Annotated in this window: 12 protein-coding genes and 1 pseudogene; 8 read left to right on the top strand and 5 right to left on the bottom strand. The window is 74.1% G+C overall.

What is annotated here, in order from left to right:
- The 5 genes and pseudogenes from ACWDR0_RS32375 to ACWDR0_RS32395 all read right to left on the bottom strand — a co-directional run.
- Window positions 1–452, bottom strand: a pseudogene (locus ACWDR0_RS32375) (hypothetical protein); the annotation flags it as partial.
- 162 nt (window positions 453–614) lie between these two features.
- On the bottom strand, window positions 615–845 hold the full coding sequence (locus tag ACWDR0_RS32380) for a DUF6296 family protein (protein ID WP_456355391.1): 231 nt from the start codon (window positions 843–845) through the stop codon (window positions 615–617).
- A gap of 286 nt (window positions 846–1,131) precedes the next feature.
- Window positions 1,132–2,247: a serine hydrolase domain-containing protein gene (locus ACWDR0_RS32385; RefSeq protein ID WP_456355392.1), complete on the bottom strand. Its 1,116-nt coding sequence runs from the start codon at window positions 2,245–2,247 to the stop codon at window positions 1,132–1,134.
- Window positions 2,248–2,382: 135 nt separating this feature from the next.
- Window positions 2,383–3,567 carry a cation:proton antiporter gene (locus ACWDR0_RS32390; protein WP_456355402.1) on the bottom strand — a complete coding sequence of 395 codons (1,185 nt, stop codon included), beginning with the start codon at window positions 3,565–3,567 and terminating at the stop codon, window positions 2,383–2,385.
- Between the two features lie 118 nt (window positions 3,568–3,685).
- The gene (locus ACWDR0_RS32395; protein WP_456355393.1) at window positions 3,686–4,546 is read right to left on the bottom strand and encodes a (2Fe-2S)-binding protein; all 861 of its coding nucleotides are present in this window, start codon (window positions 4,544–4,546) and stop codon (window positions 3,686–3,688) included.
- Window positions 4,547–4,859: 313 nt separating this feature from the next.
- Here ACWDR0_RS32395 and ACWDR0_RS32400 point away from each other — a divergent pair, with 313 nt between their 5' ends.
- The 8 genes from ACWDR0_RS32400 (at window position 4,860) to tgmB (ending at window position 14,851) form a co-directional block, all read left to right on the top strand.
- On the top strand, window positions 4,860–6,338 hold the full coding sequence (locus ACWDR0_RS32400) for an ATP-grasp domain-containing protein (RefSeq protein WP_456355394.1): 1,479 nt from the start codon (window positions 4,860–4,862) through the stop codon (window positions 6,336–6,338).
- Window positions 6,335–8,068, top strand: a complete 1,734-nt coding sequence (locus tag ACWDR0_RS32405) for an IucA/IucC family protein (protein WP_456355395.1) — start codon at window positions 6,335–6,337, stop codon at window positions 8,066–8,068. The genes ACWDR0_RS32400 and ACWDR0_RS32405 overlap by 4 nt, the downstream gene beginning before the upstream one ends.
- Window positions 8,065–9,825 (top strand): IucA/IucC family protein, encoded by a 1,761-nt coding sequence (locus tag ACWDR0_RS32410; protein WP_456355396.1) that lies wholly within the window; start codon window positions 8,065–8,067, stop codon window positions 9,823–9,825. Before ACWDR0_RS32405 ends, ACWDR0_RS32410 begins: the two co-directional genes overlap by 4 nt.
- Window positions 9,822–11,096, top strand: coding sequence for a type III PLP-dependent enzyme (locus ACWDR0_RS32415; protein WP_456355397.1), 1,275 nt, complete (start codon window positions 9,822–9,824; stop codon window positions 11,094–11,096). The genes ACWDR0_RS32410 and ACWDR0_RS32415 overlap by 4 nt, the downstream gene beginning before the upstream one ends.
- 57 nt (window positions 11,097–11,153) lie before the next feature.
- Window positions 11,154–11,846, top strand: a complete 693-nt coding sequence (locus tag ACWDR0_RS32420; protein ID WP_456355398.1) for a YoaK family protein — start codon at window positions 11,154–11,156, stop codon at window positions 11,844–11,846.
- A gap of 72 nt (window positions 11,847–11,918) precedes the next feature.
- Window positions 11,919–12,920 carry a phosphotransferase gene (locus ACWDR0_RS32425; protein ID WP_456355399.1) on the top strand — a complete coding sequence of 334 codons (1,002 nt, stop codon included), beginning with the start codon at window positions 11,919–11,921 and terminating at the stop codon, window positions 12,918–12,920.
- Window positions 12,921–13,720: 800 nt separating this feature from the next.
- On the top strand, window positions 13,721–13,912 hold the full coding sequence (gene tgmA / locus ACWDR0_RS32430) for a putative ATP-grasp-modified RiPP (protein ID WP_456355400.1): 192 nt from the start codon (window positions 13,721–13,723) through the stop codon (window positions 13,910–13,912).
- Window positions 13,913–13,924: 12 nt separating this feature from the next.
- Window positions 13,925–14,851, top strand: coding sequence for an ATP-grasp ribosomal peptide maturase (gene tgmB / locus ACWDR0_RS32435; protein ID WP_456355401.1), 927 nt, complete (start codon window positions 13,925–13,927; stop codon window positions 14,849–14,851).
- Window positions 14,852–14,916 lie beyond the last annotated feature (65 nt).

Raw genomic sequence — 14,916 nt, forward strand, 5'->3', positions numbered from 1 at the left:
CGTCGAGCACATCCGTGATGCCCCGCCAGTCCGCGGGCAGCGTCACATCCAGCACCCCGGGCACCACGGTCCGGTACAGCTGGTCGTCCTGGATGCACCGCGCGCTCGAACTCCATGCAGCGGCTGCCGTCCGTCCCCGCGTGCTCGCCCTCCGGCAGCAGCCAACCCGCGAGAAGGACCCGCGCGCGGACCCGGTCCCGTACCGCCGTGGGGGCGACATCGGTGAACTCCAGTACGGCCCTGATGATTCCGGGCCCGGAGCCCCCCGGCTCCCCGGCGCCGTACTCCACGGGGTGCAGATGGATGTGCTCCGCCATGCCGCCGCGGCCCAGCCGGGACACCTCGGTGCGCCCTTCGTCCGTCACCACGGTCATCGAGTCGGCGGCCGTCAGAATCGTCCTGATCCGCTCCGCGCTCGTGGGCTGGGCGAGGGGGGCGTTGAACCAGCGCATGCGGAATCTCCACACCATCGGAAACTTAGGTTTGCCTAACCTAAGCCCGAATGGGGTGCGGAGCCAAGCCCACCGTCCGGCCGGCCCCCTTCCGGGGGAACGGCGGGACCGGCTCGGGAGCCGCCCTCGGGGAGAGCGGCACGGCGCGGTGCCGCGCCCGGCTCAGGAGGGGAGCGGCCGTACCGTCACCGGCAGTCCGGGCGCCTGATGGCCGCCGCTGGCCAGCATCCGCACCTCGCCGCCGGGGGTGATCTCCGCGCGGACGATGCCGGTGTCGTCCTCGTACACCGGATGCCCGCCCGCTCCCGCGCGTTCGGTGCGGTGTACCACGACCACGTCGTCCTCGGCCGTGGACCCGCGGAAGACGAGTTCATAGACCTCTGCGTACTCCATGGGGCCTCCCGGAGCAGCGCTCCTGCCTCCATGGTCGCGCGTCCCCGGCCGCCGCGCAGGCGCGCGGGGGATCCGGGCCGCATCCAGCACCGCGTCCCGGTGCCCGGCCGACGCGCGGGCGCGCGCGAGGGCCCGGGCTCGACAACTCCGACTCCGACCCGGCCGCCGCGCAGGCGCGCGGGGGACACGCGGGGAGGGGGCGCCGGGCCTGCCCCGTCCCCGCCGCGTCCCGGGATGTGCCCGGGCGTCCGCCCGTGCCCGCCGCGCGGACCGGTGCCGGGTACGGTCAGCCCGGCCGGTCCGTCAGCGCGCGGTAGACCAGGGGTACGAGCAGTTCCAGGGTGGCGAAGTCCAGGTCCAGCCGGTTCTTCGTGAGCGCGAAGGCGATGCCGTGCTCCCGGTCGCCGAATGCGTAACTGCCGCCCGCGCCCGCCATACCGAAGACGCTGCCCGTGGTGCCGTCGCGGCCGGGCAGCCCGAGGGCGTATCCGAGCCCCCAGGAACTCTCCGCGCCGAACACCCGGTCGGGGCCGCCCGACGACAGCGAGGTGGCCTCGTGCAGCCGCTCCGGGGAGACGAGGGTGCGCCCCGGCAGGGTGCCCAGCAGTGCCGCGTACATCGTGGCGACGGCGCGGGCCGAGGTCTTGGCACCCGCCGGGATGTCGGCGGCGAGGACATCGGGGCGGTTGCCGAGCGCGGCGGTCGGCATCAGCGACACCGGGCCCGCCTTGAACATCGGCAGGTCCCCGGGCAGCCCGGCGAGCATCTCCGCCGCGCCCGGCCGGTCCTCCAGCACGGCCAGCCTGCCGTGGTCGGCGGGCGGCATACCGAAGTACAGCTCACCGGCGATCCCCAGCGGCTCGGTGATCTCCTCCGCCAGCAGCCGGGAGACCGGCTTCCCGGTCGCCCGCCGCACCACCTCGCCCAGGATGTACCCGAAGGTGTAGGCGTGGTAGCCCATCGCCTCGCCCGGCTGCCACCAGAGCCGCTCCCCGGCGACCCGGGCCGTGATCCGCTCCCAGTCGCAGATGTCCTCGACGGTGGTGTCGAGCGGCAGACCGGGAACGCCCGCCGTGTGGTTCAGCACCTGCCGAACCGTCACCTTCTCCTTGCCGTGCGCGGCGAAGGCCGGCCACAGCTCGGCCACCGGCGTGTCGTACCCGAACAGGTCCCGCTCCGCCAGTACGTGCACCAGGGTCGCCATCGCCGCCTTGCCGATGGAGTAGTTGTAGAACACCGTCCCCGGACCGACCGCGCGCCCCGTGGCGGGGTCCGCCGTACCGGCGGCCACGTCCACGACCCGTACCCCCCGGTGGAAGACGGTGACCTGGAGGCCGCGTTCCGCGCCGGACTCCACGAGACGGTCGGCGGTCCGCTGGACCTGCTGCTGGATATCGCTCACGCTGCGCCTTCCGGTTGCTCCGGTCCCCGGTGCGGGGACCGTCCGCACGTACTGACTCCCGGGCCGCGGAAAAGGGTCCGGTCGCCGGGGTGATGACGGCATGACATGGCTCACACGGCGGATCCGGCCCGCGGGTCACCAGGCCTCGGAGCCGTCGCCGCGCAGCGCCGCCCGGGCCGCCCGGCCGCGCCCGGCCCGCAGTCTCAGCGCCAGCTGCGGGAACAGCAGCACGGACACCATCGCCGCTCCCACCAGCGCCGCGGCCTCGCCCGGCGCGATGGTCTGCTGCTCCAGCCCGATCGTGGTGATGGCGACCACCAGCGGCAGACAGGTGGCACAGAGCAGGCCCAGCGACCTGCAGTCCCGGCGCCCGAGGCCGCGGGGAGCCAGCAGTACCACCGGCAGGCCCCGGACGATCAGGAAGAGCACCAGGAACAGCGGCAGCAGCGCGAGCGCCCGCCCGCCGGAGAGCAGGGACGCGAGATCGAACTCGATGCCCGTGACCACGAAGAACAACGGAACCAGGAAACCGAATCCGAGCGCCTCGATCCGGCCGACGATCTCACCGGAGCTCTCGGGCGCCGCGCGGTCGAGCACGATCCGGGTCAGCACCCCCGCCGCGAACGCCCCGAGCAGCGTGTCCAGGCCGAACACCGCGGACAGGGCCAGCATCGACACCAGCAGCAGCATCACGAATCGGACCGCGAACTGGCCGCTGCTGTGCAGCGTCTCGGCGACCACCCGGGAGAACCACGGCGGCCGCGGCCGCAGCGCCCAGAGCACCGCCAGACCCGTCACCACGGCGAACCCCGCGAGCAGGGCGACGGACTCGGCGGGCCGGCGGCCGCTCAGCAGCAGCGCCATCGCGATGATCGGCCCGAACTCGCCGACCGCGCCGAACGCCAGCACCACCGTCCCGAACCGGCCCTTGAGGTCCCCGGAGTCCCGCAGTACCGGAAGGACCGTGCCCAGGGCCGTACTGGTGAGCGCGGTGCCGATGACCACCGCCCGGTCCGCCTCACCGCCCGTCAGGGCGAGGGCGGCGCCCAGCCCGAGGGCCAGCGCGGCGAGCCAGGCCCACAGCGCGCGGCGCAGCGTGTCACCGCGGACGGCCGCCCAGTCGATCTCGTACCCGGCCAGGAAGATCAGCATCGCCAGGCCCAGGTGCGACAGCGTGTCCACGACGGCGTCCGGCCGGGCCCAGCCGAGGACGTCGGGCCCGATCAGGATGCCCAGCAGGATCTCGAAGACGACCAGGGGAACCCGGATCCAGTGGCCCGCGGCATGTGCCAGCAGAGGAGCCAGTACGGCGGCGGCCATGATGAGGAGAAGCGTTTCCGGATGCACAAGGGGTATGTACCAAAAACGCCGGTATGCCGAGGGTTTCCCGGAGCGCGCGTCGCGTCCGGACGGCCCGTGGCCGCCCGCGGGCGCCGGGTCAGGAGGCGGAGCCCTCCAGCCGGCGCAGCCGCTCCGCGTCCCCGGTGCGCGGGCATGTCCCGCACGCCTCGTCGGGGCGGATCGCGTAGTAGAGACAGCAGCCCATCCGGGTCCTGGTGGGATAGTTCCGCCCGTCACGGCCCGTCAGCCGCCGGAAGTCCGCGCCGCCGAGGAACGGCCCGACCGGGCCCGGCAGCAGTTCGCCCGCCTCGTAGACCGCGCGTTCCTCCTCACCCACCATCCGGCCGGTGTACCAGACCGCGGAGACCAGATCGTCGCCCACCATGCCCCACAGCGCCCGCGGCCCCCGCCGCAGCTTCGGCCCCATCGCGGCGAGCAGCGGCCGGACATGGTCGGCCACGGCCTCCCGCAGCCGGTGGCGGAGGGCGCTCTCGTCCGGTACGACCTCCACGCCGGGCAGCCCGGCCGCCGGATCGCCGGGCAGTACGGCGAACCGGCCCGGAACGACCGCCAGCGCGCCGGGCGCCCGGCCGAACCGCACGTCCTCGGGCCGCAGCAGCGGCACCCGGCGCTCCAGGTACCAGGGCCCGGCGATCAGCAGACAGGCCGCCCACAGGCAGGCGTGCAGCGCGCGGGACGCCACCACGTCGGGGCGCGCGGTCAGTCCGTGCGACTCCTCGATCCGTTCGGACTCCGCCGCCAGGAAGGCGTCCAGCAGCCCGGGCTCACAGGCGAGTTCCGCGCCCCCGGTCCAGCCCTGGCCGACGGGCGAGCGGGGCGCCGCCACCTCGATCCGGGGGGTCGGACAGACCGCGGCGAGCCCGCGGAAGGTGTCGTGCAGCGGAGTGGAGCGGCGGAGGGCAGCTCCGGCAGGTGCGGGCGCCGGGGCCAGAGGCACGGGTACTCCTCACGGGACGGAACCCGTTCGCGGTGGCCGTACGCGGCCCCCGCGGGGCCGGCCGGACACGGAACGGCGGTACGGCGGAACAGTTGTACGGTTCGGTGCGACGGGGTCGGGGCAGCGGACGGCATGCCGGACGGGCGGACGGACTGGACCGGCGGCCGGAACCGCCGGCGGAAGGGAACCGGCGAAGACACGCCGAAGCAAGAAGGTAAGGCTCACCTTAACCACATCGTCCTACGGTGTGCGAACTCGGCCCTCGACACGCCCAATTGGCGCGTTTAGGGATGCCTAACCTAAGCTCCGGCGCATGATCCAGAGCGACCGGACCGCTTCCCGCCGGAACGAACCGCGGGACCGGCCACCGGTCGCCCTCCCGTCCACCTGCGGGACCGCCGCCCCCACCGCCGGACGGGCCGCCACCGTGCCCGCCCCGGCCCCCGACACCCGCGCCGCGTCCCGTCGGCATCCCGTCACGGCTGTCCCCCGTACCCTGCCCGTCGACCGGGCGCGCGGAAGTATTTCACCCATGCAGACCATGCAGACGACGCACACCACGCAGACCGCCGGCACCGCACCCCCCACCGGCGGCGCACCGTCCGGACGGCACCTCTGCCTCCTCGCCCTGAACCCCACCGACTCGGTGTCCGAGGGCTATCTGCCCGCCGCCCGGCAACTCGGCCTCGACATCACCCTCCTCACCGACCAGCCGGCCGCCCACCGCGCCCGCCACCCCGGACTCACCGTCGTCGGCTGTGACGTCCGCGACCACCACGCCGTCATCAGCGCCGTCTCCGCGGGCCGCGCCCCCGACGCCGTCTTCAGCAACAGCGACCACCTCCAGACCGTCACCGCCCTCGCCGCCGGCTACTTCGGACTGCCCGCCAAGGACTGGCGCGCCACCCTGCGCGCCAAGGACAAGGCCCAGATGCGCCGGGCCCTCGCCGCCGCCGGCGACCACCGCGTCCACAGCGTGGAGATCCCGGCGGACCGGGACCCGGCCGCGCTCACCGGCGTGCCCTACCCCTGTGTGCTCAAGCCCCGCGAGGGCGTCGCCAGCGAGGACGTCGTCCATATCGGCGACGAGGCCGCCTTCCTCCGCCACTGCGCGGAGATCAGGGCCCGGCGCCCCGGCGCCGCCCTGGTCGCCGAGGAGTACCTCCCCGGCGAACTGGGCACCCTGGAAACCCTCGGGGACGGACACCGCCTCCATGTCGTCGGCGGCTTCCGCACCGACCTGTCGCCCCTGCCGTACTTCATCGAGGAACGGCTGACCTACGTCCCCGCCCACCCCGGACCCGTCGTCGGCCAGGTCCTGGGGGCCCTCGACACCCTCGGCGTCGGCTTCGGCGTCTGCCACACCGAATTCGTCGTCCACCACGGCCGGGCCCGTATCGTCGAGGTCAACTACCGCTCCATCGGCGACCAGGGCGATCTGATACTCCAGCGCCTGCTCGGCATCCCCCTCTTCGCCCATGTCCTCCGGGTCCACCTCGGCGAACGCCTCCCCGCCGACCTGGGCGCCCGGACCGGCGGCGCCGCCCGGCTGGACTACCCCCTCGCCGACCGCGAGGGCACCCTCACCGCCGCCCCCGGACCGGCCGATCTGACCATCGGCGACACCACCCTCACCTACCGTCCGACCCGGTCCGTCGGCGAACGGCACCCGCTGTACCGCACCAACCGCGACTATCTGGGCATCGTCCGCGCCACCGGTCCCGACCAGTCCTCCGTGGACCGGGCCGTCACCGGCTTCCTCGCCCGGCAGAGCTGGGAGATCACCCCGTGACGGACGCCCCCGTCCTGCTCGGCGTCCTCAGCGCCCTGCTGCGCGAGGACGCCGCCGGACTGCGGAGCCGCACCACCCGCGTCGACCTCCCCGACGGCGCCTGGCTGCGGCTGCCCGCCCGCGACGACGCCCTGCTGCTCCCGGTGCGCACCACCGAACCGGCGTTCCAGTACGGCACCGAGGCCCGGCTGCCGCTGCTGCGCCGCGAATCCGACGGCACCGAACTCACCACCGCCGAAGCGGTACTGAGCGCCCTCGGCGACACCGCCGACCCCCGGGACCGCCCCGGCTTCGCAGACTTCGCGGACGAGTGCCGCGAGGCGGAGGACACCGTACGGCTCCACCGCGCCACCGACGGCACGATGCGGCGGCGGCTCGCCGCCCGTTACGGCGACGACCCCGCCCACTGGACGGGACCGGCCGCCGCACTGGCCTTCGACACCCTCGCCGCCCGGCTCGACCACCCGGTCCATCCGACCGGCCGGGGCCGGCGCGGACTCACCGAGGCTGATCTGCGGGCCTACGCCCCCGAATTCCACCCCCGCTTCCCGCTGCGCTGGCTCGCCGTACCCGCCGAGGCCCTCACCACCACCGGCCCCCTCGACGGCCTCTGCCCCCCGCCGTCCGCCCTCGGCCTCCCCGCCCGGCTCGACCACAGCCACCGCACCCTGCCCGTCCACCCCCTCACCGCCGCGGGCCCGCTGCGCGACGCCCTGGCGGCCGCCGGACTCACCGGCCGCGCCCGCCTCGCCCCCGAAGCCCGCCTCGACGCCGTCCCCACCCTGTCGATGCGGACCGTCGCCCTCGCCGGCGACCCCACCGTCCATCTCAAGACCCCCCTGGCCACCGCGACCCTCGGCAAGCTCAACCGGCGGACCATCAAACCGGGCACCCTCGCCGACGGCGCCGCCGTCCAGCGGATCCTGACCGAGGTGGCCGCCCGGGAACCCCGCTTCCGCTCCACCGTCCTGCACGCCGACGAAACCCTCTGGGCCCAGGCCGGCCACGAACTCCTCGCCGTCCTCGTCCGCCGCCAGCCCCCCGGGCTCGACACCACCACCGCCGTACCCCTGGCCGCCCTGCTCGCCCCCGCGCCCGGCGGCGGACTCGTCGCCGACCGGCTCGCCGACCGCTTCCACGGCGGCGACCCCGTCGCCCTCGTCGACGCCCTCCTCACCCGCCTCCTCGACTGGGGGACCACCCTGCTCGGATACGGCATCGCCCTCGAATCCCACCAGCAGAACATCACCCTGCTCTACGACGACGGCGCCCCCGGCCCCCGCCTCCTGTTCAAGGACAACGACGGCCCCCGCATCCACCCCGACCGGCTCCGCGCCGCCCTCGGCCGGACCCCCCGCCTCGACTTCAGCGACCCGCGGATCGTCACCCACGACGACCACGCCCTGCTCGACCTCTTCACCACCATCACCGTCCACCTCTGCGCGGGCGCCTACGCCTTCGGGCTCGCCCGGCACGGACACGCCCCCCTCCACCACCTCCTCGGGCTGATACGCGACCGGCTGGCCGAGGCCGCGGAACGCCTCGGCACCGGCCCCGGCTCCATGGGCGCGCTGCTGCGCGCCCGGGTACTGGACGCGGCCCGACTGCCCGTCAAGGCCATGGTCACGGCGGGCACCCTGCTGGCCAAGGAGAGATCAGGCGCATTGGACATCAACAAGCACTACACCACCGGCCCCAACTATCTGCTGCGGGGGAGTGACCCTCGATGACCAGCACCACCTCCGACCGCCCCACCCCGTCCGCCGGCCCCCCGGCCGGACTGCCCACCCCCGAGGACGCCGTGTCCCACACGCTCCTCAACTGCCTGCTCCGGGAGGTCTCCGGCCCCGAACGCCAGACCGCGGTCAGCGGCGGCCGCCTCCTGCTGCGGCTGCCCCGCGCCGGAGTCCTGCTCCGCGTCGCCCTGCGCCGCACCTCCCTCCTCGGCGCCCACCGCTTCTCCGGACCCGTCACCGAGGAACGCGACGGCACCTGGGCCGCCGTCGGCTGGCGGCGGCTCGCCGAGTACACCCACACCGAACTCTCCCTGCGCACCGGAGTGCCCAACGACGAGTTCCTCGCCCAGATCAGCGCCAGCCACCGGGGCGTGGCCGCCGCCCTGCGGGCCCTGCCGCACCGGCGCCGCGGCGGTGCCGACCGCAGACTCGCCGCCTACCTCGCCTCCGAGCAGTCCCTCGCCCTCGGCCACCGCTTCCACCCCACCCCCAAAGCCCACACCGGCGACCCCGCCGCCTGGTCCAGCTACGCCCCCGACGCCGGAGTCTCCTTCCCGCTGCGGCTGCTGGCCGTCCGCGACCACCTCGTCGCCGAGGAACACGCCGACCCGGAGTCCCGGCACGGCACCGAACCCCTCGACCGGCTCGCCCCCGTACCGCCCGGCTACCGGCTGCTGCCCGCGCACCCCTGGCAGTACACCGAACTCGGACCCGCGCTGCGCCCGCTGCTGGCCGCCGGGGACGTCCTCGACCTGGGCACCGGCCGGCGGCCCTTCACCCCCACCGCCTCCGTCCGCACCCTCTACGACGGCGAGACGTTCCTGAAATTCAGCCTGAACGTCCGCATCACCAACTGCCTGCGCAAGAACTCGGCCTACGAACTCTCCGGCGCCGTCGCCCTGACCCGGCTTCTCGCCCCCGCCCTCGGCGACCTCGCGGCCCGCTTCCCCGGCACCGGCATGCTCCGCGAACCCGCCTACCGCAGCATCGCCGTCCCCGGCCCCGGCGGACGCCCCGACACCACCCTCCTCGAAGGCTTCGGCGTCATCGTCCGCGAAGGACTGGAAGGACGCCTGCGGCCCGGAGTCACCCCGCTGCTCGCCGCCTCCGTCGCCGACGAGTACCCCACCGGCCCCGGACACGTCTCCGCCCTCGGGCCCGCCGGGAACCCCGCCGACGCCCTCGACTGGTGGCGCGCCTACCTCCGCCTCCTCGTCCCGCCCGTGCTGGCCGCCTACTTCGACCACGGCCTCGTCCTCGAACCCCACCTCCAGAACGTCGTCGTCGGCGTCGGCGACGACGGCCGCCCGGCCCAGATCCTCTTCCGCGACCTGGAGGGCACCAAACTCCTGCCCGGACAGCACGCCGCGGCCCTCGCCGCGCTGCCGCCCGAAGTCGCCGCGCCGATGACCTACGACCCCCGGCGCGGCTGGGACCGGGTCGTGTACTGCCTGCTGGTCAACCATGTCGCGGAACTCCTCGCGGCCCTCGCCGACCTCCACCCCCAGACCGAGGCCGCCCTCTGGTCCGAGGTCCGCCGCACGATCCGGCGGTACGCCGACGAACACGGCTGCCCGCCGCAGCTCAGCGCCCTCCTGGCGGGCGTACCGCTGCCCGCGAAAGCCAATCTGCTCACCCGCTGGGAACGCTCCGCCGACCGGCACGCCGGATATGTCCGGCTGCCCTCCCCGCTCGCCGAAGACGTCCTGCGCCAGGCGAACCGCAACGACGCCGAACGGAGCCCCTCATGACCCCCGGACCCACCCCGGTCACGGTCCCCGCGGCCGTCGGGGACCTCGTCCGCTCCCTCACCCCCCGGGAACTGCCCGCCTACGTCTACGACCTCCCCGCGCTGCGCGACCACGCCGCCCGGATCCGCGCCGCCCTCGGCCCCCGCACCGAGCTGTACTACGCGGCCAAGGCCAACCCCGAGGCACCCGTCCTGCGCGCGCTCTCCCCGTACGTCGACGGCTTCGAAGTCTCCTCCGGCGGCGAACTGGCCCATACGGCCGCCGCGGTTCCCGGCCGCCCGCTCGCCTTCGGCGGCCCCGGCAAGACCCCCGAGGAAACCGCCGCCGCGCTGCGCGCCGGTACCGCCCGCTTCCATGTGGAGAGCGCCCGCGACCTGGCCCTGCTCGCCCGCCTCGCCCGGGAGAGCGGGGCGGGCGACGGCGGCCGCCCGCCCGTCGGCGTACTCCTGCGGGTCAACCTCCCCGTCGCCGGGGAACTCACCGCGGGCAGCGCCCTCACCATGGGCGGCAGCCCGTCCCCCTTCGGCAGCGACCCGGCGGAGGCGGAGGAACTGCTGCGGGAACTCGTCCGCGACGGCGGGCCCGCCCTGAGCTGGCGGGGCGTCCACGCCCATCTCGCCAGCGGGCTGACCGCCCCGCAGCAGCTGGCGGTCGCCCGCTCCGTCGTCGCCTGGTCGGCCGCGCTCGCCGCCCGCCACGGCCTCCCGCTGCCCGAGGTCAACGTCGGCGGCGGCATGACCGTCGACTACACCCGCCCCGGGGACCGCTTCGACTGGGCGGCGTTCGGCGCGGGACTCGGCCGGCTCGCCGACGAGCACCCCGGGACGGTGCTCCGGATCGAACCCGGCCGGGCCCTGACCGCCTACTGCGGCTGGTACGCCACGGAGGTCCTGGACGTGAAGCGCAGCCACGGCGAGACCTTCGCCGTCCTCCGCGGCGGCACCCACCATCTGCGGACCCCGGTCACCAAGGGCCACGACCAGCCCTGCGCCGTACTGCCGGTCCGGGACCCCAGCGGCACGGCGGCGGCGGACGGGACCACGGCCGCCCCCGCCACCGGCACGGTCACCCTCACCGGTCAGTTGTGCACCCCCAAGGACGTCCTTGCCCGAGGGGTCCGGGCGCCGGGGCTGCGGCCCGGTGACCGCGTGGTGTTCGCCCTGGCGGGCGCATACGCCTGGAACATCTCGCACCACGACTTCCTGATGCACCCCCGGCCCGGTTTCCACTTCCTCGGCGCGTCCCCCGGCGGCGACACCGCGCAGCACTAGGGTCTGACCCGGTCCCCCCGAGACCGGAGCGAGCGCGGGGCCGGAGGTGAAGGGAACGTGAAACCACCGGCCGGGCCCGCGCTCGCCGTCACGACGGTCGTCCTCACCCTCACCACGGGGGTGGTGGAGGCCGTCAGCTTTCTGGTCCTCGGGCCCGTCTTCACCGCTGTCCAGACCGGCAACCTGCTGCTCCTGGGCTTCGCGCTGGCCGACGCGGGCGGACTCTCCCCGGCGGTCTCCGCGATCTCCCTCGGCGGATTCACCGCGGGCGCCGTCCTCGGCGCCCGCTTCGCCTCCGCGCTCGACCTGAGGGGCCGTCCCTGGTTCGGCCCGTCCCTGCTCACCGAGGCGGCCCTGCTGGCCGCCGCGGGCGCCGGATGGCTCGCCGCCGACGGCACGGCGGCCGCCACCGGACCGGAGCCGGCCGTCACCGCGCTGGTCGCCGCCGCGATGGGCATACGGAACGTCACCACCCTCCGCGCCGGGGTCCCCGGCTTCACCACCACGGTCGCCACCAGTTCGCTGACCGCCCTCCTCGCCCCGCTCGGCGCCGACACCCGGATCGCCGCCGGTGCCGGGCGCGGGTACCGGCGGCTGGCCACCGTGGGCGCCATGTTCCTCGGCGGACTGCTCGGCGCCCTGCTGCTGAAGGCGGACGTCCCCGCCGCCGTACTGCTGCTGGCCGTCGCCGCGACGGTCGCCGCCACCGCCGCCGGACACGGCGCCGCCCGGCTGCGGTCCGCCGGATAACCGCATGCCCGGGGCCCCGTCCCGCCGGATATCCGCATGCCCCGGGGCCCCCTCCCGGGTTACCGTCCCGCCATGAAACACCCGCCCGACGACATCGGCGAACCCGCGCTCCGCCGCGCCCTGCGGGCCTGGCACGCCGAAGCCGCCACGCTGACCTATGTCCCCCTCGGGTTCGGGGACCACCACTGGCGGGCCGAGGGCACCGGGGGAGAGCGGTGGTTCGTCACCGTCTCCGACCTCGCGCGGAAGTATCACTGCGGAATAGGGGTGGACGCGGCCCGGGACGGACTGCGCCGCGCCATGGACACCGCGGCCGCGCTCGGCGGTTCCGGACTCGGCTCCGGCTCCGGCGGTTTCGTGGTCGCCCCGCTGCGCACACCGGACGGAGAGACGCTCCGCGACCTCGGCGAACGGTACGCCGTCGCGGTCTTCCCCTGGACCGGGGGGACCGCCGGGGAATTCGGCGGTGAACCGGACCCCGGCGAACGGGCCGCGACCCTGGAGGCGCTGGCCGCCCTGCACCGGGCCGAACCGCCCGCCGCCGTCCGGCCCCTGCCGCCCGCGCTGTCCGCCCGCGACAGGCTGGTCCGGAACCTCGGGGCGGCCGGTGAGCCCTGGCGGGGCGGCCCCCGGTCCGAGGACGCCCGGGAACTGCTCGCGGAACACGCGTCCGCCGTACGGCGGCGGCTCGACGACTTCGACCGGCTGGCGGCCGGTCTCCGGGACCGCGCGGCGGCCCCGGTCGTCACCCACGGCGAACCGCACCCCGGGAACCTGCTGCGCCACGGCGGACGGCTGCTGCTGGTGGACTGGGACACCGTGGGTCTCGCCGTGCCCGAACGCGATCTGTGGCTGGTCGCCCGCGACGAGACCGGCCTCGCCCACTGGGCGGAGCTGACCGGACGGCGCCCCGACCCCGGCGCGCTCGCCCTCTACCGGCTGCGCTGGGGCCTGGAGGACCTCGACGACTTCCTGGACCGCTTCCGTTCCCCGCATACCGCCACGGCCGATACGGAAGAGGCGTGGCGGGGATTGACGGACACTCTGAAAGACCTGGCGTCCCCGCCGTTCTGAGATCGTGCGGTAGCGGTCCGTGAGGACCGTGAGGGAACGGTCCGGGTTTGGCATGTGCCCCCTGCAATCGTCGTTCTCCGGGCTTCCGCCAAATGGCCGGGAACGCTCGGCGTCCGCCCGGAGTTCCCGGAAATCGCTTCGGGTACCCCTGGTTGCCCGGGTTCACGTCCGGCGGTCCCGGAGAACGTATCTGAAATGCGCTGTTTGCCGTCCCTGCGTGACGTATGAGTGACGATCCCTGCGCAAACGGTGGTGCGCACCCGCGAAAAACGCCTATGCGTGTGCGAGCCTGGTAGCGGCACACCGTACGCCCGCAGCCGCGGGACCGTCGCCGTTACGAGGCGGCGCGGTCCATTCGCGGACGACCGCGCCGTCTGCCGGGCCGCGGACCCCTGGCTCCACCTATTCGTGCCACCGCGTCACGTACGGGCAGAACTCACCGAAGAGAAACGCGCCATCACGCTCTGTTTCACAACAACGGAGGTGCGTGTGTGAATTGCGGAGTGATCGTGGCCGGTGTGGCTGGTGGGGCGGATGGTGACGGACGTCACTCTCCTTTCCAGTGCACGAAATTGCCGGTTCAAGCGTCTCCTAGGTTGTCAGGAAAACCTCAACGGCTCGACTGTGCCGTCGTGTTCGCCGTCGCATATGCGATCGTGAGGCCGGCCGGGTGTCGACTGGCGAGCTTTATCCGCAATATGACGGACCGTGATGAACTGGCTACATCGCGGCCGCGTATTGCTCCTTGTGCGGCCACGCGGTGGCCCGAGAACAGTCCCGAGCGGGGCAGGGAGAAAAGCATGAAACCGTTCGCGTGGAACTACGCACGTCCGGCCGAGCTGTCGCCCGTCGTCGACCAGTACTCGTACGACGCCACCCTCCAGATGAACGTCCTCGCGGACGGTCGCCCCGCCATCCTGGACCGGGCTCTGCTGGCCGCGGTCGGCACCACCACTTCGACGGCGGGCTCCGCCACCCACTTCGACGACTGACGCTCCCCTGAAATGACGGTGCTCATTCTCACCTGCGAGCAGGACGTGACCGCGGACATGGTGGTGGCGCAGCTCCACAAGCACGGTGTTCCGCTCGTCCGGTTCGACCCCGCCGACCTCCCCGGGGACGGCACGATCTCCGCCGAGTACGTACGGGGTGAATTCCGCGGTTATCTGTCCACCGGAGGGCGGGTCGTCAGCATGGACGGCCTGCGCTCCATCTGGGTGCGCAGGCCGGGCGAGCCCGCCGCCCATGCCCCGGAGCCGTCCGCCTGGCTGACGGCCGAGAGCGGACAGGCCCTGTACGGCATGCTCCACAGCACGAACGCCCGCTGGATGAACGAACCCGGCGCGGCGGCCAGGGCGCGGCTGAAGCCGTGGCAGTTGCGCGTGGCCCACCGCAGCGGTTTCCCGGTACCCGCCACGGTCGTCACCACCTATCCGCAGGTGGCACGGCAGTTCGCGGACCAGTACCGGCATGTCGTGGTCAAGGCGGTCTCGGGCAGGCCGCCGCACGACCCCCCGATGGCGCTGCCGACCACCCTGGTGCCGCCGGACGCCGATTTCGACGATGTGGCGGCGGGCCCCACCCTGCTGCAGCGCTATATCGCGAAGGAGGCCGATATCCGGCTGACCTGTGTGGGCGACGAACTCTTCGCCGCCCGCAAGACGGCCGCCCCGGGCCAGGTGGACGGACGGTACGGGGAGACGGGCCACACCTGGGAGCCGGTCCCGGCGGCGGACCGGGTCCGGCGCGCGGTCGCCCGCTATATGGAGCTGGCCGGACTCTCCTACGGGGCCTTCGACTTCGCCGAGGACACCGAGGGGACCTGGTGGTTCCTGGAGTGCAACCAGGGCGGCCAGTTCGGGTTCATCGAGCTGGAGACGGAGCAGCCGGTCGCCGACGCCGTGGCCCTGGTCACCGAGCCGGGCGGATAGGGCATGGGTTCCCCCGTGGGTCGGAGCCGGGTGTGGGGCAGAGGGGGGCGCGCAGGAGTAGCCGG

The sequence above is a fragment of the Streptomyces sp. NPDC003691 genome (assembly GCF_053981115.1).